At 31.4% G+C, this 24,870-nt stretch carries 24 protein-coding genes; 9 read left to right on the top strand and 15 right to left on the bottom strand.

Annotated features, from left to right (window positions below; translation table 11 throughout):
• The 3 genes from PQF96_RS27530 to PQF96_RS27520 form a co-directional block, all read left to right on the top strand.
• On the top strand, nt 1-311 hold a 311-nt coding region (locus PQF96_RS27530; RefSeq protein ID WP_271770219.1), incomplete at its 5' end, for a GNAT family N-acetyltransferase.
• Nucleotides 312-344: 33 nt separating this feature from the next.
• Nucleotides 345-584, top strand: coding sequence for a hypothetical protein (locus tag PQF96_RS27525; protein ID WP_109438067.1), 240 nt, complete (start codon nt 345-347; stop codon nt 582-584).
• A gap of 88 nt (nt 585-672) precedes the next feature.
• The gene (locus PQF96_RS27520; RefSeq protein WP_109438066.1) at nt 673-1,191 is read left to right on the top strand and encodes an OmpH family outer membrane protein; all 519 of its coding nucleotides are present in this window, start codon (nt 673-675) and stop codon (nt 1,189-1,191) included.
• An 81-nt stretch (nt 1,192-1,272) separates the two neighbouring features.
• Here the strand turns inward: PQF96_RS27520 and guaB are convergent, their stop codons facing one another.
• Nucleotides 1,273-2,748, bottom strand: coding sequence for an IMP dehydrogenase (gene guaB / locus PQF96_RS27515; protein WP_271770217.1), 1,476 nt, complete (start codon nt 2,746-2,748; stop codon nt 1,273-1,275).
• 288 nt (nt 2,749-3,036) lie between these two features.
• Between guaB and PQF96_RS27510 the strand changes: the two genes are divergently transcribed.
• The 3 genes from PQF96_RS27510 to PQF96_RS27500 all read left to right on the top strand — a co-directional run bounded on the left by PQF96_RS27510 (nt 3,037) and on the right by PQF96_RS27500 (nt 7,520).
• Nucleotides 3,037-3,804 carry a phosphatase PAP2 family protein gene (locus tag PQF96_RS27510; RefSeq protein ID WP_271770215.1) on the top strand — a complete coding sequence of 256 codons (768 nt, stop codon included), beginning with the start codon at nt 3,037-3,039 and terminating at the stop codon, nt 3,802-3,804.
• Nucleotides 3,805-3,968: 164 nt separating this feature from the next.
• Nucleotides 3,969-4,304 (top strand): hypothetical protein, encoded by a 336-nt coding sequence (locus tag PQF96_RS27505; RefSeq protein ID WP_109438063.1) that lies wholly within the window; start codon nt 3,969-3,971, stop codon nt 4,302-4,304.
• A 378-nt stretch (nt 4,305-4,682) separates the two neighbouring features.
• Nucleotides 4,683-7,520, top strand: coding sequence for a T9SS type A sorting domain-containing protein (locus PQF96_RS27500; RefSeq protein WP_271770213.1), 2,838 nt, complete (start codon nt 4,683-4,685; stop codon nt 7,518-7,520).
• Between the two features lie 79 nt (nt 7,521-7,599).
• Here PQF96_RS27500 and PQF96_RS27495 read toward each other — a convergent pair whose 3' ends face one another.
• Complete coding sequence (locus PQF96_RS27495) at nt 7,600-8,250, bottom strand: hypothetical protein (protein WP_271770212.1); 651 nt, start codon at nt 8,248-8,250, stop codon at nt 7,600-7,602.
• A gap of 224 nt (nt 8,251-8,474) precedes the next feature.
• Between PQF96_RS27495 and PQF96_RS27490 the strand changes: the two genes are divergently transcribed.
• From PQF96_RS27490 to PQF96_RS27480, 3 genes are all read left to right on the top strand, one after another.
• Nucleotides 8,475-9,551 carry an acyloxyacyl hydrolase gene (locus PQF96_RS27490; protein WP_109438060.1) on the top strand — a complete coding sequence of 359 codons (1,077 nt, stop codon included), beginning with the start codon at nt 8,475-8,477 and terminating at the stop codon, nt 9,549-9,551.
• Between the two features lie 447 nt (nt 9,552-9,998).
• Nucleotides 9,999-11,036, top strand: a complete 1,038-nt coding sequence (locus PQF96_RS27485) for a sensor histidine kinase (protein WP_271770210.1) — start codon at nt 9,999-10,001, stop codon at nt 11,034-11,036.
• Nucleotides 11,036-11,749 (top strand): LytR/AlgR family response regulator transcription factor, encoded by a 714-nt coding sequence (locus tag PQF96_RS27480; RefSeq protein ID WP_271770208.1) that lies wholly within the window; start codon nt 11,036-11,038, stop codon nt 11,747-11,749. The genes PQF96_RS27485 and PQF96_RS27480 overlap by 1 nt, the downstream gene beginning before the upstream one ends.
• Nucleotides 11,750-11,853: 104 nt before the next feature.
• Here the strand turns inward: PQF96_RS27480 and PQF96_RS27475 are convergent, their stop codons facing one another.
• From PQF96_RS27475 to PQF96_RS27415, 13 genes are all read right to left on the bottom strand, one after another.
• Nucleotides 11,854-12,504, bottom strand: a complete 651-nt coding sequence (locus tag PQF96_RS27475) for a DUF6624 domain-containing protein (RefSeq protein WP_271770206.1) — start codon at nt 12,502-12,504, stop codon at nt 11,854-11,856.
• 86 nt (nt 12,505-12,590) lie between these two features.
• Nucleotides 12,591-13,214 carry a DUF6624 domain-containing protein gene (locus PQF96_RS27470; RefSeq protein ID WP_271770204.1) on the bottom strand — a complete coding sequence of 208 codons (624 nt, stop codon included), beginning with the start codon at nt 13,212-13,214 and terminating at the stop codon, nt 12,591-12,593.
• 50 nt (nt 13,215-13,264) lie between these two features.
• Entirely contained in the window at nt 13,265-14,530 is a 1,266-nt protein-coding gene (locus PQF96_RS27465; RefSeq protein WP_271770202.1) for a nuclear transport factor 2 family protein, read from the bottom strand.
• Nucleotides 14,531-14,596: 66 nt separating this feature from the next.
• Nucleotides 14,597-15,880: an alpha/beta hydrolase gene (locus tag PQF96_RS27460; RefSeq protein WP_271770200.1), complete on the bottom strand. Its 1,284-nt coding sequence runs from the start codon at nt 15,878-15,880 to the stop codon at nt 14,597-14,599.
• 245 nt (nt 15,881-16,125) lie between these two features.
• Nucleotides 16,126-16,599, bottom strand: coding sequence for a hypothetical protein (locus PQF96_RS27455; protein ID WP_160114292.1), 474 nt, complete (start codon nt 16,597-16,599; stop codon nt 16,126-16,128).
• Between the two features lie 354 nt (nt 16,600-16,953).
• Complete coding sequence (locus PQF96_RS27450; RefSeq protein ID WP_109438052.1) at nt 16,954-18,192, bottom strand: DUF3999 family protein; 1,239 nt, start codon at nt 18,190-18,192, stop codon at nt 16,954-16,956.
• Entirely contained in the window at nt 18,182-20,587 is a 2,406-nt protein-coding gene (locus tag PQF96_RS27445; RefSeq protein ID WP_271770197.1) for a DUF2339 domain-containing protein, read from the bottom strand. Before PQF96_RS27445 ends, PQF96_RS27450 begins: the two co-directional genes overlap by 11 nt.
• A gap of 313 nt (nt 20,588-20,900) precedes the next feature.
• Nucleotides 20,901-22,178: an RNA polymerase sigma factor gene (locus PQF96_RS27440; protein WP_160114291.1), complete on the bottom strand. Its 1,278-nt coding sequence runs from the start codon at nt 22,176-22,178 to the stop codon at nt 20,901-20,903.
• A gap of 4 nt (nt 22,179-22,182) precedes the next feature.
• On the bottom strand, nt 22,183-22,527 hold the full coding sequence (locus PQF96_RS27435) for a YciI family protein (protein ID WP_109438049.1): 345 nt from the start codon (nt 22,525-22,527) through the stop codon (nt 22,183-22,185).
• A gap of 32 nt (nt 22,528-22,559) precedes the next feature.
• Complete coding sequence (locus PQF96_RS27430; protein ID WP_109438048.1) at nt 22,560-22,904, bottom strand: YciI family protein; 345 nt, start codon at nt 22,902-22,904, stop codon at nt 22,560-22,562.
• 467 nt (nt 22,905-23,371) lie between these two features.
• Nucleotides 23,372-23,746 (bottom strand): hypothetical protein, encoded by a 375-nt coding sequence (locus PQF96_RS27425; RefSeq protein WP_271770194.1) that lies wholly within the window; start codon nt 23,744-23,746, stop codon nt 23,372-23,374.
• A 132-nt stretch (nt 23,747-23,878) separates the two neighbouring features.
• Nucleotides 23,879-24,262: a hypothetical protein gene (locus PQF96_RS27420; protein ID WP_271770192.1), complete on the bottom strand. Its 384-nt coding sequence runs from the start codon at nt 24,260-24,262 to the stop codon at nt 23,879-23,881.
• Between the two features lie 45 nt (nt 24,263-24,307).
• The gene (locus PQF96_RS27415) at nt 24,308-24,856 is read right to left on the bottom strand and encodes a DinB family protein (RefSeq protein ID WP_271770191.1); all 549 of its coding nucleotides are present in this window, start codon (nt 24,854-24,856) and stop codon (nt 24,308-24,310) included.
• Nucleotides 24,857-24,870 lie beyond the last annotated feature (14 nt).

Raw genomic sequence — 24,870 nt, 5'->3', positions numbered from 1 at the left:
AAACAAACGACTCTCTAATTTTTGCTTGCTATACACTAAATAAAAAAATAGTCGGAATTGCTTCATTATGCTCTTACAAAGTAATTTCTGGACATAAAGGTTGGATTGAAGATGTGGTTGTAGATTTGGATTACAGAGGTCAGGGAATCGGTGAAAAGTTAATTCAAAAATTAATCAGTACTGGAAAAGAAAAAGGACTTACTGAAATTTATCTATTTACAGAAAATGAAAAAAAAGCAGCTATACATTTATATTCGAAATTAGGATTTAAACAACGAAATAGCAGGCTCTACAATTTAAAGCTAACATAGGACGGACTATAGTTAAAAAACTAAGAACACATTATGGAACGAAAACTGAAATTAATTTGGGATTTTAGGGGATCTACTGCAAGTAAGACTGCGCAACATCATGAAATTCATCTTAAAGAATATATTTCTTTAGAAAAGATATCTCTCAACATAACAGGTTGTCAAGAACTTAATGACATGCATAGTATAGCATATATGGTAGTAACGGATTCTGAGATGAAAACTGTTAGAGATGCATTAAAACCTCACCGCGGACAACTATATGAAGAATAGATTTTTAAAAAATATAATTCATGGCACGTATATTGTCTAAGACCTTATATATTTGCAAGAATTTTAAAATCAGAAAATAAAAAATAAGATGAAAAAAGTAATAACATTAATCTTAGTTTTGGTTGCTAGTTTTCAAATCAACGCCCAGGCTAAGACCGGAACAATAGACTCAGAATATATTCTTTCTCAAATGCCAGAACTTACAAAAGTTCAAGAGGATTTAAAAGCATATAATGGTAAAATAGAAGCAGAATTAAAACTTAAGATTGATGAGTATCAAGCCAAAGTAAAAGATTATCAGGAAAAAGTTGCTTCTTTTACAGAGCCAATGAAAAAAACAAAACAAGACGAAATTATTACCTTAGAAAATGATATCGCAAAAATTCGTCAAAATGGGGCTAAGCTTGTTCAATTAGAACAAAATAGATTATTACAACCTTTATATGAGAAAATAGGAAAAGCTCTAGAAGAAATTGCTAAAGCAGAAAAATATACTCAAGTATTTACTATTACAAGTAGTGGCTTAGCGTATATAGACTCTAATTATGATCTTACTAAAAAGGTAATGACAAAATTGGGAATCAAAATAGAAGAAGCAAAAAAATAATCTCAGGATTTTATTTATAAAAAAACGCATCAATAATTGATGCGTTTTTTTTATACTTTAAAGTAACGTACACCTAAAATTTTATCGTCTACTATAATTAGGAGCTTCTTTAGTTATTGTAACATCATGAGGATGACTTTCATGAATACCACTTGCTGTAATTTTAACAAAACGTCCTTTATCTTGTAATGTTGCAATATCTTTTGCTCCACAATACCCCATACCCGCTCGTAATCCGCCTATAAACTGATGGATACTTTCAATAAGATCCCCTTTATATGGCACTTGTCCTACAATTCCTTCCGGAACTAATTTTTTAATATCATCTTCAACATCTTGAAAATATCTATCTTTAGACCCTTTCTTCATAGCTTCTACAGAGCCCATACCACGATATGTCTTGTATTTTCTTCCCTCATAAATAACAGTTTCTCCAGGAGACTCTTTAGTACCTGCTAAGAGAGAACCTAGCATTACAGTATCAGCACCAGCAGCAATAGCCTTAGGGATATCTCCTGTATATCTAATTCCTCCATCAGCGATTACAGGAACACCTGATCCTTTTATTGCATTAGCCACTTCTAGAACCGCGGAGAACTGTGGAAATCCTACACCAGCTACTACTCTAGTTGTACAAATAGACCCCGGTCCTATTCCAACTTTAACCGCATCAGCCCCTGCTTCTACCAAATATTTTGCCGCCTCAGCAGTAGCAATATTACCTACTATAACTTCTAATTTTGGAAACTTTTCTTTTACCTGCTTTAATACAGTTACTACTCCTTTAGTATGACCATGAGCGGTATCAATGACCACAGCATCCACACCAGATTTAACCAAGGCTTCTGCACGTTCAACAGCATCTCCTGTAACACCAATAGCTGCAGCAACACGCAGACGTCCAAATTCGTCCTTATTCGCCATTGGTTTAAGTGTTAGTTTGGTAATATCTCTAAATGTGATCAGACCTACCAAAGTATTCTCTTTATCTACTACTGGTAATTTTTCAATTTTATTATTTTGTAGAATAACTTCTGCTTGTTGAAGTGATGTACCTTCTGCAACAGTAACTAGGTTTTCACTGGTCATCACTTCAGATATTGGGCGTTGATCATTCTTTTCGAAACGAAGATCCCTATTCGTAACAATACCAATCAACTTATTATTATCATCTATAATCGGGATTCCTCCAATACTATGCTCGCGCATATTATTCTTGGCATCAATTACTTTTGCATCTCTTGGTAGCGTTACTGGATCTATGATCATCCCGCTCTCTGCTCGTTTTACCTTACGAACTTTAATTGCCTGCTCCTCGATTGTCATATTTTTATGCAATACACCAATACCTCCTTCCTGAGCCATAGCAATAGCCATACGACTCTCTGTAACAGTATCCATCGCTGCAGAAACGATTGGAACATTAAGTATTATATTTTTTGTGAATTTAGTCCTGATGCTTACTTCTCTAGGAAGAACTTCAGAGAATGCTGGAACTAAAAGAACGTCGTCATAGGTTAAACCTTCTCCAACGATTTTGGATTCGTGTGCTGTCATCGCAATTAAAATTTAATTGCGTGCAAATATACGTCTTTTTTAAAGAATACTAGGAGGATACAATTTTATTTTCATCTTTATAATTTAAAAAAAGAATGCATCATAATTATCAAATTATACATTCGATTAGAATGCAAAACGTATTCTTTTCGAAGTTTGTAACATTTGTTAATTATTTATTAACAAAATATATGTTTTTAACATTTTTTTAGCACATATATAGTATATTTCATAAGGTACTTCTTGATATATCATTTCAAAAATTACCTACAGCCCCAAAAAAATACTATGAAAAAAATGTTTCCTCTAGCATTGATATTGCTATATATCAATGTTATAAATGCTCAGTTTACTGATGTCCCGATTACAAGTACTCGTCTTGCTAACTTTGGCCAAATAGAACTTAACCAAGAAAATAGTTTATTTACCAAAAGAATTATTCCAATTACTCTTATTACGACAGGATTTCTTTTATCCACAAGTGATTTTGAAAAATCGCTTCAAACAGATTTAAGAAAAATGGTAGGCGATGACTTTTATTTAAATATAGATGATTATACCAGGTATGCTCCGGTTGTCCAATTATATACTGCAGACATACTGGGAGTACGATCAAGAAATCATTGGTTTGATCAAACAAAAAATCTCATTCTATCTTCTATTATAAGCAATGGTACCACAGCATTATTAAAAAAAGAAGTTTATAAAAAAAGACCTGGGGATTCTACCAATTCTAACTCTTTCCCATCGGGTCATACAACCACGGCTTTTACAACAGCTACAGTATTATACGAAGAATTTAAGGATACTAATCCCCTTTTGGCGTATAGTGGGTATTTTTTTGCTATTACTACAGGAACTTTAAGAATGCTTAACAATATGCATTATCTATCTGATGTTCTGGTAGGAGCGGGAATAGGAATATTATCTGTAAAACTAGTTTATCATTTTGAACATCTTATCTCGTGGAATCCTTTTAAAAAATTAAATGGAATGACAGTAGCTCCGGAATTTTCAGGAAATTCTTTAGGGTTTTATCTTTCAAAATCATTTTAATTATTCAATTAACGTAAACATATTGTTCAATAGAAATCAAGTCAAAAAATGTATAGGGGCAATATCCCCTGTACAAATTCCGTGTTTTCCCTCTACCACAATAATAGTTTATAGACTACTTTTGAAGTAACAAATCATCTAACTCATTTTTAAAAACTTAAGTAATGCTAATTTCATATAAAGTAGAGCGTTTTAGTCTTCAAATTGTAAGCAATTATGCTGGCGGCGGCGGGTACCAAATGGGATTTGTATATCTCTACGGTGAGAATCAGGAATACCTTGGATATCTTGGTATTATAAAAGACGGAAATACTTTACCACAAAATACAAAACATAACAATGGCAATTTGAATATATATTTTCATGAGGCCGAATTACAATCTATCCTTGAAACCCTTAGACATGAAAGTCCTGTAACGATTAAATTTAATACAAATTCAAAATGGGGGGCAATCGAAACGGGCAAAGAATCAGCAGGCAATGGGGAGCTTGCTGCATAAATAATCGAAAGATCTGAAAAAACACCGAGTACCATTGCTCTCAATTAACACATGGGCCAACCGTAAATGAGAGTTAAAAAAATAAATTGTGAAAAATGTAATTGGTTCACAATTCGGTAACAGTGGAAGTGTGTTAAATTAATGGCAACTACCGTTTTTTCAGATCTTTTCGATCTTATTCTATTCGATACCAATACACTGAGTTGTTATATCGGTTTTTATTCACTTATTTTAGTCTAAGGTATTTAAATACCACACTTAAATCGGAAGCCTATCAATCAAAAGAAATGATTTTAGATATCTTTTCGTAATTTTACAATACCAAAAACACAATTATCTTATTTTCAATAATTTAACTCAACAACATTCAATTGTAAAATGAAAAAACAAACAACGTACTATCGCATAACAACACTAGTTTTTACATTTGTAGTATTCGGGTTGTTGTTACACTCTAGTTTATCCAAAGATGACAGAACATCTCATGAAAGTTTTATTGTAGATACTTACCAAAAGGCATATCTAGAAAAAGGTGAATTAAATAGCAAAAAGCCTGGCAAACCTGATTATGCAGCTCTGCATGAATATCTTACTACTTTAGATCCCAATACCCGAAACGTACCTAAGGAACGTTTGTTAAAATCATATCAATTTACCAAAGCACAAGCACTTAAAAGTAAGATGATAAAAAAGGATGGAAAGGATGATATACAATGGGAAAATGTACCAGCTAATATAGCAGGTAGAGTACGAAAAATTGTATTTGACCCCTCTGATGCCACTCATAAGAAAATTTGGGCAGGATCAGTTACGGGTGGACTTTGGTTTAATAATGATGCTACAAACCCTGCTTCTTCTTGGGAAAATGCTTCAGGGTTCTTTGAAAATCTTGCTGTAGGCGCTATTGCTTTTGATCCTGACAATAACGACATTATGTATGTTGGAACCGGTGAATCCTATACCGCTGTAAATATCTATAGAGAATCGTCTGGTAAGGGTACTGGTATATGGAAATCTACAGATCATGGTGAGACGTGGCAACTTATACCATCTAGCACAGATTTTGCTTATGTTAATGATATCTTGATAAGAAATGAAGCTGGTATCAATGTAGTATATGCGGCTGTTGTATCTGGGACTTATAAAGGTGAATTACAAGGATCCAATACTACGAACGGACTATATAGATCTATTGATGGGGGACAAACTTGGACTCAGGTATTACCAAATATTATTGGAGATACAACTCCTTATGCCCCATCAGATATAGAAGAAATAGCAGGCGGGAAATTACTTGTCGGTTCGATGAGAAATACCGACGAAAATGGTGCTGGAGTGATATTAAGTTCTTTAGATGGCATAAACTGGACCATCAATGATTCTTTTGCTAATGACAAGTTTGATCCAATGAACAACATATATCCGGGAAGAATAAAATTTGCAGTTGCTCCTTCTAATTCTAATAGAGTATATGCAGTGATTAGCGGCGGATTTAAATTTCCTTCTGGTTTTATTAGAGATTCTAGTAGTCTTTGTATTCTCTTACAGTCTTTTGATGCTGGTGCAACCTGGTCAGAATTTGCAGGACCAAGTCTTAATTTAGGTTGGGGACGTTGGGGATCACTTACCTGGCATGCAATGGCCTTAGGGGTAGATGCTAATGATGAAAATACAATTATGCTTGGAGGGTTTAATTCTTTTAAATTAACGGGAACTGATACAGCTGACAATACAGAAACTACAGGATTAAAATGGCAATCTATGTCCTATTGGATACCTAATCAAGAGTTTTACCCTGAGTTTGTTCATGCCGATCATCATACTATCATGTATAGACCCGGTTCTTCTGATGAAGTATTTATTTCTACAGACGGAGGGGTATTTTATTCAAATGATATCACTTCTTCCAACGTAGCCGAAATTGGAAACCTTGCAAATGTATTTCCTTCTTTTGTTGAAGTCAATAAAGGATTAAATACTGTACAATATTACACTGTTGGAATTCACCCAAACAAAGGGTTTAATTCTTATTATGGAGGGACACAAGATAATGGTACTTTACGATATGATGGATCACCTATTGATGTAAACGATATGGTAAGTGGAGGTGATGGAGCATTTGCGTTTGTAGATATTAATGAGCCTAATATTGTGATAACTTCAGTGTATCACAACCAATATATTGTTTCTAGAGATGCAGGAGCAACTTCTGAGTTTGTAAATGCACTTAGTGGTACTTTTATTAATGCCGCGGATTATAATTCCATAACCAATACGCTTTTTGCAAATGGGATGGGGCTTGGTGGTGCAATAACCTCTACAGATAACCAACATATTGATGAGCTTCTACGAATAGAGATAAAAGGAAGCGAAATTACTTCAAAATTTACACCTTTAAACACTGGATCCACTGTACCATATTCTAGTATAAAAGTGTCTCCATATGATAAAACACGTACTTCTACGTTATTTATCGGAACCCAATCGGGGAAACTCTTTAAAACTACAAATGCGCAAAGTGATACTCCAAGTACAATAGAAATTGGAAGCGACTTATTTCCCCCTGCTAATATATCCAGTATCGATTTAGGGGAAAATGAAGAGGAAATTTTAGTCACTTTTTCTAACTATGGGATTAGTTCTGTTTGGTACACTAACGATGGAGGAATTTCCTGGATTGAAAAAGAAAGTAATCTCCCTGATATGCCCATACGATGGGGACTTTTTAACCCTTTTAATAGTGATGAAGTATGGTTAGCTACTGAGATTGGGGTATGGTCTACCGACGATATAAAATCAGAAGATGTCGAATGGTTTCCTAAAAATGAGACTTTGGCCAATGTGAGAACCGACATGATTGCCATACGAAAATCTGACGCCAAAATTGTTGCTGCAACACATGGTCGCGGAATGTTTGAAGCCACCTTAAACACAAAAGAAACGCCTATCGAACCAACTCCTATTGTCGAAAAGGAAACTTTTATAATCTATCCTAATCCAACTCCCAATAGCTTTACAATTAATTCAACAGCCAAAGGCGCCGTCACCTATCAAGGGGAAATATATAGCGTTGGAGGCAAAATCGTTGGAAGGTTTAACTATACTTCTGGAGAGGAAATAAATATTAGTATTAGTGGATACAGACCTGGAATTTACTTGGTTAATCTTGAAGGAAATGATGGTTCGCAAATAATTACTAAAATGGTAAAACAATAAAAAGAACATCCAGTATAGTTTGATGTAAAAAACATAATCCCCGTTTAAAAGTGAGTATACTTTTGTAGTTTACTCGCTTTTATTGTTTTTTATGAGTTCTTAGAGCAATATCCATGGTCCACCAGTATTTTTTTGAATTCAAAAACCATAACGCTTTAAGTACATCAAATTGTCCATAATATTGCCATTCCCATGAAATAAAGGTTCGAAACAACATTCTTGAAGCAATATGTTTTTTGATTTGAGCAACCTCATTTGGATGAATTCCGTTTTTCTCTAACCGCTGTAGTATTCTTTCCTTAAGTTCAACACTACATTCTGTATCCAGGAATTCTTCGCATATCAATGACCAGTTATCCATTGGATTAGTTAAAATTATATTAGCTTGATCTTTAAGTTGGATACATTTTTCTTCATCCAAACCTAAGAGAAATACTATTTCATTTGTATTTATCCTTGCAGTAATTGGGAATGTATTGGTCCTTATTTCATTAATAACCGAAAAAGGTAACTTATCTTTATTTTTTAAATAACCGAACTTAAAATAGTAACCTTTCGGGAAATAAATATGATCTCTCTCTACAATACAATTAGCGGCTTCAATTCTTTTTTTATTTTGCAGTAATGACCAATATTGTATTTTATGTTTATTAAAATATAGAACGACTACGAATTCTAAAACTAAAATAAGACCACCCCATGTTAGAACTATATCATATTCTACATTCATAAGATTCATTATTAAGTCAAGTAATATCTAAATTTTTAATATTTTTTATAATATAGGTTATTTGTAAAAATCATCAATATTAACATTGATTATATTTATAAAAAACTAAGCAACCTTACAGCTAATAATGTCTAAATAAATCTATAGTATTAATAACTATTTGATTAAAAAAATAAGATAACTAATATTCAATATTATACGAATGGTAACGTATCTTTATATTGATGTATCGAATTATAGGATTATTAGTATTTTTTTGTTTATCTCAGGTGCTATTTGCACAGGTAAACTCTAAATTTTATGGTGTAAAATCTCACTATGGTTTTATTATTGCGCATACTCCAGATCTAAAACCGATTTCGCAAACTAATCCTTATGGATTTCAGATAGAAATGAGCAAGCTACGAACAAGTGATAAGGCTTGGAAAACTTGTTTTTGTTATGGAAGAAGCGGATTTTCTTTTGCATATTTCAATTATGCTAATCCAGAAGTTTTAGGTAACTCTTATAATCTAAATTATTTTGTAGAACCCTATTTTATATATCGTGGACCTTTAAAACTTTCTTTAAGAGGATCAATAGGAGCAACATATCTGGATACTATTTTTGATGAAGAATCGAATCCTGACAATGTCCTTTTTAGTACACATTTTAGCTTTTATCTAGCTTTGTCCTTAACGCTTAATTATCATATCAATGATAAATATGCGATCAACCTATCTGGAAATTATAATCATATTTCTAACGGAGGACAAAAACAACCTAACAAAGGAATGAATTTCCCTACGCTTTCTATAGGAGTAGATCGAATAATTGATTATACCTCACCTCAACCAAAACCCGCAGAATTAAAACAATTTAGTCGTTCCTGGAGTTACTACTTAGGAGCATTCGCTAGCTTAAGATCTGCAGATCGCGAAGCTGAATCTACTAACCACCCTCTTTTTGGTATTTCTGCAGGTGCTTTAAAACCACTTTCTGGGATCAATGGTTTTAATCTTGGTACAGAATTTTGGTATGATTGGTCTGATCGTAAACAGGTGCAACAGCGTCAACTAGATGATTCTTCTTTTTCCTCTGCTGTTACAGCAGGGCATCATTTCTCGGTAGGAAATTTCTATTTCTTACAACAATTTGGATTTTATATAACTCGTCCTAGAAACATACAAGATAATTGGATGTATCAACGGTATTCACTTTGGTATCGTATTGCTAACCGGTGGACCATCGGAGCATCATTAATCGCTTATGGTCGTACCGCAGATCATATGGATGGTAGATTAATCTATATAATTAAATGAATTTTACTTACAATTTTAGCTTCCTGAAACACCTCATCTTTTCACCTCATTATTTAATTTATAAAATAGAATCATCGCTACAAAACAAAAAACGGAGTACGTTTAAAACATACTCCGTTTTTAAAAAGTGGTTTACGTTAAGCTATAATTACAATTATAACTCAGTGGCAAATATAGTTTTTTCTTAGATAATGAAATAAAAACTGCTTACGGTCATAAAACGCAGAATTATTTTTTTATATGTTGGTGATTATACATCATTATGTAATTATTTATAGCATTTTTATAAAGATGCTACTATACCAGATGAAACTCAAAATTCATTTGCATTCATTTTAGTTCATCGAGTAAAAAATGTAGTTGAGAGAAAATAATAGTCTAATCCCCTTACTTTTGCGATATTACAACTAGTATTTACCAAGAATCCCATTATGCTTTATACATACTATGATTACTAGCTTTTTTTTTAAAAACCGAATCTTAAAACATATTCTATTTTGGATATTCTATTTACTGATATGGGTATTAATGGATGTGATGTATGGTATTCCTTTCACTAAGGCTTTTTATAATTATTTAGGATGTCTTATAGAAATTCCATTCTATTATGTACATATGTATTATTTGTGGCCCAAGTATATCGGTAATAAACGTTACTTACCTTATTTTTTAATTTTCATTCCTCTTTTACTCATAAACGCATTATTGGTTAGACTATCTCAATACTATTTTATCTATCCTGTTTTGTTAAACGTATCTGATCTCCCTAATGATTATCTTTCATTTTCCAGAATATTAAGTTTAGCCAGATCCATATTATTATGGTTTGGTCCTCCAACCGCAATAAAAATTTTACGAGATTATTATGAAAATAAGATTAGATTAGAAAAAGTTCAAAACGAACAAAAAACTAGCGAATTAAACTTTCTAAGGTCTCAGGTTAATCCTCATTTTCTTTTTAACACCTTAAATAATCTATATTCATTATCATTAAAAGGATCAAAAAAAACTCCAGAAGCTCTGCTACAATTATCGAATCTATTATCTTATACTTTATATGAAGGTGCAGAAGACAAGATTTCTTTAGAAAAAGAGATACAGCATCTTAATGATTACATCGAATTAGAAAAATTACGTTTCGGAAATCGACTTCATCTGAAAATGGAAATGGACGGTGATTTTAATAACATTATGATAACTCCCCTTATATTAATTCCTGTAGTTGAAAATGCTTTCAAACATTGTTCGCTAAATGAAAGAGGAGATGTTGATATATATATAAAAATAGCATTCAACAAAGGAGGTTTATGTATTAAAACCATCAATCCTGTGGCTAATTCGAAAAAAGATAATACTAAGCATGGTATTGGAGTACAAAATTTATCTAAAAGATTAGAGATTATTTACCCTCAAAGGCATACCTTTAGATTAGAAGAGCGTAACCACAAATTCTATGTAGACCTTCGCATTCAATTATATAACTGATGAGTACTATAAAATGTATTATTATTGATGATGAACCTTTGGCTCAAGATGTAATTTCTGATTATATCAATAGATTAGATTTTTTATCAGAAGTTGGAAAGTTTGATGATGCGCTCTCTGCTATTGAATTTCTTAGTACAGAAACCATTGATCTAATTTTTCTAGACATACAAATGCCTATGCTAGATGGGATTAATTTTCTAAAAGCGATCTCTTCATCTCCTAAAGTTATTTTCACTACCGCCCATCGTCACTATGCGGTAGAAGGATTCGAACTTAATGCCATTGATTATCTTGTAAAACCAATTCCTTTTTACCGTTTTGTACAAGCTATCGAAAAAGTAAGACAACAGATTAATCATGTTCAAAAAACAAGTGATAGTACTGATGCTGCTTTCTTTAAAGTTGATAATAAAAAAATTAAGGTAAACTACACAGATATTTTATTTATCGAAAGTTTAAAAGATTATATCAAAGTGGTTCTAAAAGATAGATTTTTTGTTACATATCAAACACTTTCTGGAATGTTAGAATTATTGCCTTCTTCTCAATTTATACAGGTACATAAATCTTTTATAATTAATTTTCACCATGCAAAAGGAATCCAAGGAAACGTTATTGAAATAGAAGATAATATAATTCCAATCGGACGGATATATCGAGATGAAGCTCTAGAAAAAATCTATCAAACCGGAAAAAAGGCTTGGAAATAGAAAGAACTGGGACTTACTTATTATATTTTTCTGATACAGCTCAATATTAATATTCTGGCATTCATAAGTTAAATGAAGATTACTATATGTTTCTTAGTATAATTTTATCTGTTCACCTTAAAATCAGCAGTTCTTTTGAGCTGTTTTTTAAGATCCCAATCTAATTTAAATCTAGTCTTCAAATGGGCTGCAAGTGGTCCTAATCCGACTGATTTCCTTCTTTCATCTACATTCATAGGATCTACTATTGGCCAAACATCAAAAACCTTGGTTTCTGGATAATACTTTACCTGACTACCATATATCTGAAGTTTTCCTTGTTTTGACGCTACCCTATCTTCTAGGTATGCTAAATTTCTAGGGTATACATTCCCTTTTTTCGCTGCTTCCCTCATGACTGGCAGATATTTTACCTGAGTATCTAAATCTGCATGTTGAATTACTAAAAAAAGTGTAGTATTACCTTGTTCGCCAATAATATCAGTTCCTAACCAACCATAAGTATCAATAATATTCATTACTTTGGGTAAAGTAATCATTTGATTTTTTAGAAATATTTTATTCTGTTTTTTGACTTCTTCTGATTCAAGCCCATATTTTTCCCTTAGTCTTCTAGCTTCATCTATAGGATCTTGATCTAAATGATAAATCGTGTCTAACACCTTTATAAGATATTGATTATGCCGTTTTTCCTGACCAAATGATATGGTTATAGTAAAAAAAACTGCTATAACTACTAGGTTTATTTTTTTCATAGTTTATACAATTTCATAAATCATTAGTTCTCAGCAAGGTTTTAGAAAAAATTACTTATCCAGAAAAAAATTTTGAAACTAGTTACTTATTTCTTTTGAGAAACACTCCATTCAATACCTACTTGTTTAGCAAACTCCTGGATAGTTTTGAGTCCTAATTTTCTTCTTCTTTGATTAATGTATTCTGGTTGCTCTACTGTAAAAAAAGTTCCTTTCCCTTTCGAATCATACTTATATTGAGTACCATATATTTGTGGCTTATCGGCATTGATCAACATCCTATCTACGAGTCTGGCATAATGCATAGGTTGTGATTCCTTTTTTAGAACAGATTCTTTTAACAAAGGAGAGTATTTTTCTTTTGATTCAACCGAACCGTGCTGTAAAACTGCCCATATAGCAGTATTGGCCAACTTCCCTACTTGAGATATTCCTAACCAACCGTATTTTTCAATTATTTTAATCACTTGTATTTCCAGAACCTTATCTTGGGATTCGACAACTTCCCAGAAGTATTCCATTTCATTAGAATTTTTACCTAGTTTCTTTTCTGCCTCTATATAAATTCTTCTAAACGTTTGATCTTTCATAAAAAGGACTTCCAATTCATTTCTTAATGAATCTAATTCTTCCTTTTTTGTCTGCTCAATTTGACTATGAAGTGTATTAGATAAAATTCCTAAAACTGCTAACAAGATCATTTTTTTCATATTTCTGATAACTTCTATTATTTGTATTAACTAATAAAACTTGTTTCTATTTACTCTTTCATTTTATACTTTCGGACATCTTTATGTTGCCATAGTAGATTTATAATCTGCCAATTATCATTTATATAAATCAGATGTAAATACTCGACCCAATTATCAGATATAAGTTTGACACTGGCAACATGATTATAAATATCCAGGATAATGACTTTGTTGTTTGGTTTTGGAGGAAATTTAACACCTGACTGATTCCATGATTCGGCAAATTTTACCATTTGTTTATAACTGGTCTCTCTTATTATTTGTTGTTTTTCTTTGGGATCATACCCCAATGTTCTTTTAGCTAAATCCTCATGAAACACACTTTTCATTAGGTCAGGTTTTAATTCCTGTAGAGCGATCAGGTACCCTAATGCTTTTTCTTTAATCTCCAAGGTATCTTTTTTACCAGCAGCAGAAGCCACTTCAATAATCCTATTAGATGGCAAATCCCGGGTATCTATTAAATTGTTATTTTCATCAAAAGTGGATCTTTTAGTATTATTTCCGATGTTATCATAATCATTTTTTCCTATTGCAAATCCCCATTGGTTTTTTACTAACTTATCATTTTTATCATGATACGAATACTGAATATGATTTCCTATATCATCATATACATCTTGATATGAAGCCACTCCAACATCATTTTCTTGAATTTCTAATTGTTCATTAAGATTATAATTCCCTTTTGGAGCTCCATCTTTTTGGTATAAAATCCCTGTTATTCCAAAATCAAAGTAAGGTGAGATATTGACATGTCTATTTTTTAGGTTATATCTTTTTTCTATAACCATTTTTCTGTTTTTACTCCATTGATATCTCGCTATTTTCCAATTAGACTCCATTGGGTTATCATCGAGATCATAAAAATTTAATTTGTACTTAAACTTCTTTTTATCAAATGTATATTGCTCTTTATACACCTGTCTATCATTCATCATTCGATCTCCTTTTTTATCGAAAAAAATGCGGACTTCTGAAGTATCTGTATACCTAAAAACTGTTCTGTATACCCCAATGGTTGACAAAGGATGTCTGCGCTGATCGTGATAGTGATAATTAATGATCTCTTTCAGTTGATTTACTTTGTTATATCTAAATACATAGTGCGATGTTTGTTGTGCTTCTTGAAAATTTATTTCATGAATCCCTTTTAATTCTACATGAGGTGATACATGGTTATATCTTAAATGCCTAAAATACTTTTCTTGTACATTTTGTTGAGCACTAGTCACAGTAATACACAGGAATAATATGATGCTTATCCTCTTCATATCATCTATTTTTTTAATTATTGTAAAAACTAATTATTTAATTGGCGATCTCTAGCTATGAAGACTTCAATTCGTTTTTTTTGCTTTTAATTTTTCTAATTTGCTTTTGGTAAACCGACTCTTTCCAATTGCATATGCCTTTTCAAACATTTGGATGGCCTTGATTGTATCTGATTGAGTTTTGTAATAATCCCCCATAGAATCATATACATTGGCACTTTTTGGATAGTTCTTGATATTAAGCTTAAAAAAAGCATAGGAAATTTCATGAGTTTTAGAATTAGCCGTATCTCCTATAAAACTATACCCAAATTGATTGATTAATGATTCATCGGGAGTCACGGTATAACCAAAATGATTCGACATATTATCATAGTGTTTTGTAATACGATTAATAAAATCACTTGCTGTAACGGTTAACTCAGAATTAAAAAATTCTTGGAATCCTTTAAACTCATACCAAGGAAATAAAAAACGTAATGCATCATATTCAGAAATTAATGGTACACTGCCATGGGTTTCTTTTTCATAGTATTTCCACTTAAAGTTTAATTTGTTTTTGCTGTTTGATAAAGCATTATTTTTGAATTTAAAAATGGATCTAATATGTTCTGCACTTCTTGAGGTATCTTTCATTATTCTAATAGTATCCATTCCCTTTTTCATTGTGTTGGCTATAGAAACATATAATGATTTTTTATCAAATTTTTTATTCTCTAAAGCTTTAATCGATTGTTTTAGAATTTTCTGATCATCCCACCAAAGACTTGGATCAATCGCTATATAATTATTAAAAAGTTCTTGGTGATTAATTAAGGTATTTATTACCATCAATCCTCCCAGAGAATGTCCTATAAGCGTTCGATAAGGTTTTGTTGGATACTTACTTTCTATATATGGCATGAGTTCATCTTTTAGAAAAGAAGTAAAAGCCTCTCCTCCTCCTGAATTTCTTCGATTTTCCATCCTTGTAGGAGATAAATCCCTGTTTCTATCGGTATTTGGAATTCCTACCACAATCATTTCTGGACAAATTCGGTTGCCATTAACAGAGCTTAATTGCTTAATCATACCGGTTACTGAATAAAAATGGGCATCTCCATCTAATAGGTACACAACGGGATATATACTTTTTTCGAATAGTATGTTTCCTTCATTTTGAGGAACATGTATCCAGATCTCTCTTTGTTCCTTTAAAACTTTAGAATATATACTGTCTTTAACACCAAAAACAATAGGCTCCTGTTTTTCTAAAGATTGGGCTTCTATACTAAAAGAATAACCATTAAGTAAGATGATTGTAAAAATTAGAAATGTACATTTATTTAGATAGCCATAGTTTTTGTTCATACTCTTTGTTTTACGATTGTTTATTTTGGTGTTATCCTCTAATATAAACTCATAAAACGTATAAAAACATTTTTTTTGCTGAACGACATGATCATATCTCTAAGTTATATGTCATTCTCGACATCCTGTAAAAAGGTAAGTATTTGTATTTGATCGAAGTAATAATGTCGTTTAGAGAAACCTAAGATGTACGCTCATTAGGAAAAGAAAATCATGTCTTGTTTGGATACTAATCTCTTGTTAATTTAGGATTCTAAATGTTTTCCATAGGTGCAATCCTTTACTAATGCTTTTGAATAACTTGTCTTGGCGTTGATATCCATAACTAAGTATTTTTTTTTCTTTATAGAGATAGTTGCACATTCTTTTTCCCAATGCACCCTGATATCTTTTTTCTTTAGATTTTTGATATAGCTATATTTATTGGCAAATGTTGCAGGTAATGGCGCGTCTCTTCTTCCTTTTGTAATTTCATACGGATGAATATCAGAAGACAATGGATCCACTACAGCGCATAAAAAACCATCAAAATCAATACTTTCTTTATCTGGATTTAATAAATATGCCCAAACTGCATATGCTTCTTCTTCTATCATTAATATCCTACCTGAGGTAGTATGAGTAGATGTTAAAAATATTCTACTATCATCATGTACTAGATTTTCTTGCTGATTTTTAGAAAACAAAACATTAAATATGGATAATAATTGAGCCATCATTACAACTATTCTTTACAAACTTACACTTAGATATTTAAGGATATATTCTTAATTCTGGTTGATTAAAGCCTATAACCTCAAACTTTCATTCATCTTATTCTATTGATCAATTTCTTATTTTACTTATTTTGAAATAGTAACTATCTTACTATATCAAAGTATTCTGTAAAACAAATACAATATTGTTTAATAGATAAAACAATACATATTGGCGACCTAAAAATTTATTGAGGGTGTGAGATTGCTAACATAAATAATAATTTTAAAAATTACTTACGGGTTTCCATAAGCACATTAAAAAATCGTATTTCTAATAGTATAGATGAATTAAAGAATACGTTTTGTCAAATAGTATTATTTACTTTTTTTGATCATGGATAGTGTAAACCCTCCTAGTAGTAAAATGACAATCAACATTATAGCCCACAACCATATTTTATTAGTAAATAAAGGTTCTACTCCTGATGATTCTTCATAATTGATGGTCTGAGCTACTCCTGGAGATATAGTTGTTATTCCTTCTGGTAATTTAGTGGTGACATAATTGAGATCATAAAAGGGTTTTTCTACTTTATTATTTCCGTAAACCAAATAATATGCAGCAGAATCGGTGAAACGTGTAACTAGTTCATGCTGGTATCCTTTCACCTTTACTTTGCTAATTTTTAGTGGTTGATTATCATGGTTATCAACTACAATTCTAAGTTTTTGTGCAATAGTACTTTTGTTTACAAAACCGTTACTTTCGATTGAGTTGAGTATCCCTCTATTGAGTTCGCGATATCGAAATATCCATTCTCCTTTAGGATTTTGAATACTATCTGTAACATATCGGATAGATATTGGTCGATAGTAATCAAAAGTATCTTGTACCTCAACATAAATGTAGCTTACAGGTACCTTTTTCTGTAGTTTTACATCTATAATTGTTTGCTTGGTATCCTTTGGATTCTGGATATTAAAATTTGTTATTTCATAATTACGATAGCTTGCTTCTTTCTTTTCATATTTAATAACTTCAGAAGACTGTAAAATTGGTTTTTGGTTACTTTTTACTAATATTCTAAAATATTTATACTGTGCTTTAGGAAATTGTAGCGTAGTAAACTTATAATTAGTAAGCTCATTTTTAATAGAAAGTATACGATAATCTTCAGTAATTGTAAACCATTCTTTACGATCCTGACTCCCTTCGAGTGTAACAAGCCAATCAAAATTAGATTTCTTAAAATTAAGAGTTATCTGATTGATAGATCGTTTTGTAGGGACTTCCATAGTAATATATGACCCTTTATCATTATAGGTTGTATTTAAAATGGTAAACGGGATTCTCTCTCTTGATACTTTTTCATTTTTTAATCTCAAAATATAAGGAGCTTCTATAGTATCATTTTTAGAAGTAATTCCAAAAACTCTAACGTCTGAAAGATCGGGAGAAACTTTACTAAACACCTCATCAGGTAAAGCTATAGAATGCCAAACATCTTTAACGCCGGTCAATTTACTCTTATAAGAGTAATCTTGCATTTGTGCATATGTAATAGAACATCCTAATAAAATCGTATATATAAAAACCTTAATGTTATTCTTCATCTGATTGTTGTGTATTAATATCGGTCTCATCTGTAATAATGTGTTTGTATTTATTATACAAGAATGAAATTACCAAAAGAAGTATCCCCAAAGACAAGAACACGACAGTCTTTGCAATAGTGCCTAAATGCGAAATATCATAGAAGAATAGTTTTATAAGTGTAATTCCAAAAAGTATGATCGCCAGGACACGTAAATATTTTTTTCTTTTCCAGATTCCCAAAACTATAAGTAGCAGGGCATATACTCCCCATAGAATACTTAATCCTAACTTATATGTTCCTGCATAATTTGCAAGATCGAGCCAGTGAACTAATTCACTACTTACTATCCAAAGTAACGTACCATGTAATATAATCTCAAAAGCAATTTTAAAAGTCCTATCCAGAAATTTTTGACGTACATAGATATAGAAAGTATATAAAAACACTCCTATAAATAAGAATGACACATATCGTATTCCTTGATAAGACCATAGTCCAACACTAAATTCTGTATCTTTTAACTCGAGATAAGCCATTCTAAATTCACTTAATACATACAACCCTCTGGTTAAAAAAACAAAGAGCGCAAGCATCATAAATCCAATAGTAATATATCCGAAAATATTATTTTTGATTTTTTTAATATTTACAAAAGATAACAAGACAAGGAAAAACAGGGTATAGTTAATTAGCCATATAGATCCAAAGTTTCTAATATTTGATACTATAGTGTACTCATAAGTATTACTATCTTGTGAAAAAAGTAATTGTTGTGTCTCCAAACGAGCTTGATTCCAATAATTATCTATTTCTATCCAGAATGAAAAATAACTTGTACATATCAATAATAATGCAAGTCCTATGGTAAGCATTGTATATAACCAGGATTGTTTAGGCCAAGGGAAAGAAAGTTTTTCTTTCCGATGAGTCCAATAGATAAATCCAAAAGATAAAACACACAATACTGATGTCATTAAATAAATATTAAGACCCGGTGTTAATGCAGTTTCAGACGTAGGTTCATATCTATAGTATCCCATTGACCAATCGTGAATAAGGCTAAAAAAAGTTAATCCCCATAATGGATAGGATAAAATTTCATAAATAGGCACTTTTTTAGTACGCCCTATCCAAAACAATAATGCAGCCTCACCTGCCCATAATAATGTCACCCAATTTCCATCTAATTGTACAGGAAAAGCTATTGTAATAAAAATAAGCACCATTCCTGACACAAAATAAAACAGGTTACGGTCAGCCAACTTTAATCTGTAAATAATAACACTAACTACAAAATGAACCACTGCATTTCCTAAGGTAAAAACTCCAAGTAATTGTTCTCCTGTCTCATGGTCTTTTAACATTGAAAAACCAATGCCATAAAAAACAAATGAATTACTTAATTGTAAAATAACATCGCTAGTCCGAAAGCTTTCTTTTTTTCTCAGTTTATATATGAGGAACATCAGATAAAATGTTATAAAAAAGATAAATAAAAATAATAAACCAAGCGTAAAATGTTCTTCAATATCATATTGTCCGACATACCATGTAAAGAAAATAATCCAGGTAAGGAAAAAGGATGAGAACGATAAAGCTTTCCAGTACTTTTTTATCGCTATAGCTAGTATCCCCGCATTAATTATAGCCATATAACTAAAAAGTATTACCACTCTGCCAGAACCATCACTTAACAAAAATGGAACAGCATACGCTCCTACCAATCCTATATGAGCAATAATCTGTTTATTATAATGTAATGCTGTTACTACGGTAAATGCGGTAAATAGTAACATAAGTACAAACGTAAGTGTTTGCGGAATGAGACCATATAGATTATACGCTAAAAAAGTTATAAAATACATAATAGCCATGGCACCACTCACCAATACAGCACTAAAGTTTTTGTACTTTTTCTTAAGCTTCATACCAACTCCTAAAAGCCCTACTCCCATTAAATATCCCAATACAATTCTGGTTAATGGGCTTATTAGATCATGCTCTATGGAATATTTACCACCTATTGCCACACCAATTATGATAACTATTATACCAATCTTATTGATAAGGTTTTCTCCGATAAATTTTTCCAGATTAGATTTCTTTTTTGGAGTATTGACCTTTGATACTGGGTTTGATAAAGGTTTTGTTGTTGCTTGTACCGCTTCTTCTTTTTTAATGGTATCGACAACAGGGATTTTTTCTTCTTTTACCTCATCGACTACTTCTATGACTTGTGAAACCTCGGGTACAATTTCTGTTTCTACCTCTTTTTGCTCTAAGGATGAAGTTTTTAATTGATAAATCTCATCTTTGAGATTTTGTATTTGTGTTGAGAAATCTTGTTGTCTTTTTAGTAAGATCTCAAGTTTTTCCAGAAGTTGATGTATCTGATCTTGATTGTCTCCCATATTATTGTATTCTCATTTACCAAATACCCCGTTGTCACAAAACAGGCATAGGTTGATTAGTTATTTAGTTACTTTATACCATTGACAAAATAATCATATAAAACTTGTCCTATTAAGTCTATATCATCAAAAGTAAAATATCGCATTTAAAAGCTTACAAATATCTATGACATTTCCTATTTATACTACCCGGTTTCCCGTGAAACCCAATAATTAATCTTATATAAAGTATCAAAACAGGTACTATATCATCCTGAAAAGGTATAAAGATTTTCTGAAACAATCGAATTATAGTTTTAAATCCTGATCATTTTCAATTTAAAATATGTGCAATTTTATCTTTTAGAAATTGTTTTTCTGGTTTTGATTGAGTGAGTTGTACTGCTTTTTGATAATGTTCTATAGCTTTGGTATTATGTCCTAAACGTTGTTGAATTTCTCCTAATGTAGCGTGATATACATAATATTTTTTAAGCATTGTATTGTTTTCGACATTTTTGAGAGCAATTAAGGCTTCTTTAGGCCCTTTCAGTTCTAAAATAACTAAGCACTGGTTTAAAAATACAATAGGATCATTTCCTATCTTCAACAAAAGTTTATAATACTCAAGTATTTTATTCCAATCTGTATCTTTATATTCTTTAGCATTGCAATGCTCATATGCGATTGCTGCTTCCAAATGATACGTGGTTAATCCTTCTCCAAAAGCAGCTTTATTTAGATATTTCTGTCCTGAATTTATAAATTCTTTATCCCATTTGGATCGATCTTGTTTTGTAATTAAAATCAGTTCTCCTTTTTCTGTAAGCCGACTATTAATTCTAGCAGTATGAAAACACATGAGAGCCATTAAAGCATAAACTTCTGGTAACTGAGTTCGTTTTACAGATAATAATGACTTACAAAGTGACATTGCCTGGCTGATTAAATCTTTACGAATTAGTTGATCGTTATGTGTAGAGTTATATCCTTCATTAAACATCAAATAAATAGCACTTAATACCGTATGTGTTCTTAAAGAGATTTGTTCAGAAGCCGGGATTTTTGGTTTTATTTTATGTTTTCTAAAAAATTCTTTGGTACGATATAAACGCTTTGAAATAGTATCTTCACTTGTTAGAAAAGATTTTGCAACTTCTTTGGTACTAAATCCGCATAATGATTTTAAGATAAAGGTAATTTGATTCTCTTGAGAAATATCAGGATGGCAACATGCGTACATCATTCCCAGGAAATCATCTTTAATATGTTCCTCCTGCCAATAATTATTCATTGTCGTTGTAAGAGTGTATCCTGATGTTAAAAGTTGTTTCTGGGGATCTGAGAAATCAATAACACGACTATGCTTATTACGTCTTATGATATCAATAGCTTTATTTTTTGCAGTACGATATAACCATGCTCTTGGATTATCGGGCATTCCTCTATATTTCCATGTTTCCAAAGCTTTAACTAATGCATCTTGCACTACATCTTCTGCCATTTCGATGTTTTCGGTTCCAAAGATTTTAATCAATACAGAAACCATCTTTCCAGACTCTTGTCTAAAAAGATGGTTTAACGTATGATCTATAGAGTTCTTTTTTTTCAAAAAACTATTCTAATGGGCTTATTTCACGAACCTCTACACTACACTTATATTCAAAACTCGGACATTCTTTGGCAATAAGAGCTGCCGATTCTAATGAGTCTGCCTTAATAATCAAGTATCCTCCTACTAATTCTTTGCCTTCTGCAAATGGTCGATCAATTACTTTTTCACCTGCTTCTGTAAGTGTTTTTCCTTCATTCATTAGAGGTTGTCCTCCAATCAATTGATTCTTTTCTGCCAACCCTCCCATCCAACTTTGCCAATGTTCCATATGCTTTTGCATTTCTTCTGGAGAATTGGCATTATACTCTTCCTGTCCACCGCGGATAATAAACATAAACTCTTTCATAAGTTCGATTTTAATTGATTACTTCCTTTATTCTAGTTTTCTGGCCAAATTTCGCGAACCTCTACTGCTTTATTGTCCCATTCAAATCCAGGACAACCCTTAGCTATTTCAGTAGCTTCATCTAAAGAATCGGCTTTTATTCTAAGATATCCACCAACCAATTCTTTGCCTTCTGTTAAAGGACGGTCAATCACTTTTCCATCGTTCATAACGGTATTGCCATAATAATGTAAGCGCTCTCCACTAATAAATTTATCTTGTTGGGCAATCCCTTCGATCCATTGTTGCCAATGTTGCATGTGTTCTTGTTGTTCTTCTGGTGACTTTGTATTCCATACTTCGTCTCCTCCTCTAAAAAGGAACATAAATTCTTTCATGTGATTGTTTTTTTAATTGTTTATTTATTTTTCACACTACTATAACGAACTCATTTTTGATATTTGGACAATCTAATATTATTATTTTAATCTACTCTTTTACTTTATAAACCGTAGACTATACATATAGTTTTAACTCAGATTATCTGCTGTGTAAAAGTTATTTGATTATTAAGAAATAATTTTTGATTATTTTAAAAGTTCATTATGAAATTTAAAATGTAGAAATAAATATAGTGTAAAATGCTTGAAATATAATCAAGAAAGAATATGTCCTTAAAAATAGAAACAGAGAAACTACTACCTTTTCTATGCTAAAAAGATGTATTCATTTAGATTATTCCTTACACCTAGTTATAACTATTCGAATCTAATTTTTAAGGAGTTTAGAAGATCAATACCTCGTATAAATTATAAAAATCAATACTGTGTATATTAAAAAAAGTGAGGTAAAAAATATGAATGTATTATTTCTTCATTGATTTAGTATACATAAATCTTTTGTCACCGTTAACAAGAAAAAGAGCTATTTCTGTAACTTCAAAATAAACACATTTTGCAGTTCCAATACAAATCTCGTTATCCATCTCATTTACAGACCATTTACTTTCTTTTGTCTGATCTTTTGATTTTTCTGTAACTGTAAAATCAGGCTTAAATATAAGTACTATTTCTGGATCACCATGCAGGGTCCATGTTCCTATTAATCCATAAGTTTTCTGGATTTCAAGAGTTTCCACAGTATTAACAGTTATATTATCTTGTTTTCCTGAAAAACTTGTAAGAGACATAGCTAATAGAAATACTGCAGAAATTACGGTGATAGATTGGGATCTTTTCATAATTTAAATTTTATTAAGGGTATAAATTTAAGTTTTTTTTTGGTAACCTTAGGTTTTTGGGCATTCTTGTATATCAAAAAAGAATATCAGAACTAATACTATATCTTATATAACAAAGTTTATACCAGTATTCTATTTCTTTGCTCTTATATACTGAAGTCTCATTTTATTTATTGTGAGGGTAAGTATATCTTGTTCTAACACATATTCTATACATACTTCTGAATCACTTGCTAAACTTGCTTTTAAACAGAGTTTTTTTTCTTTTATAGACCAATATCGTTCTAATGGTTCTCCTATAGATTTCTCTATGACAGCACCATTTGAGCGTAGATCAATATAGGTCTCGGGATCACCTTCCATCATCCATTTCCCTACCAATCCATCAGGGTCATTACTATTTGGAGTTACATTTTCGCTTTTTACGGTAGGCTCTTGATAATCAGGAGTATTTTTAAAACTTGTGAATATTGTTATAGAAAACAAAAGAATGATAAGGGCGTGCTTTGACTGCATAATTTTGGGTATTAAACAAGCCTAAATTTAACACTTTTTTTAATGTTATGCTTTATTTTTTTTTGTTAAATACCTTTCTTTTATGATATTAATGTGGTGCAATTCATGTCCTGCTATATGATATCCTAATGCTCTCACGCTAGTTTTATTATTATTAGCGGTACCTATTCGTAATAATGCATCGTCAGAAAAGCCATTAAAGAGTGTTATTGTAGACATTCTAACTGCCTCATACTCCTGCATAATATTCTTTATCGTCCTAGTATAGGTATCAGCATATCGTGTATAGTCCTTCTCCTCAAATCCAGGGAGAGAGGTTTTATCATTTCTAGCAAAAGTAAGTGCCCTATATCCATAAATTCTTTCGTCATCTATAATATGAACCAATACTTCTTTTATTGACCATTTATTCTCTGCATATTTATAATTCAATTCTTTTTCTGATAATGAAGCAACAAATTTCTTGATAGTATTAAAATTATCATATAACTGTGTCAAAAGATTTCCATCCTTTTTTATATGATCCATATACATTTCTGCATAAACAGGGTATTCCTTCTTAGAAGGGAATGCTATTATTTTATCTTTATACATAAACTCAATTATTT

It is taken from the genome of Aquimarina algiphila (assembly GCF_947494415.1).
Lineage (GTDB): Bacteria > Bacteroidota > Bacteroidia > Flavobacteriales > Flavobacteriaceae > Aquimarina > Aquimarina algiphila.
This window is presented reverse-complemented; position numbering and strand designations above follow the sequence as displayed.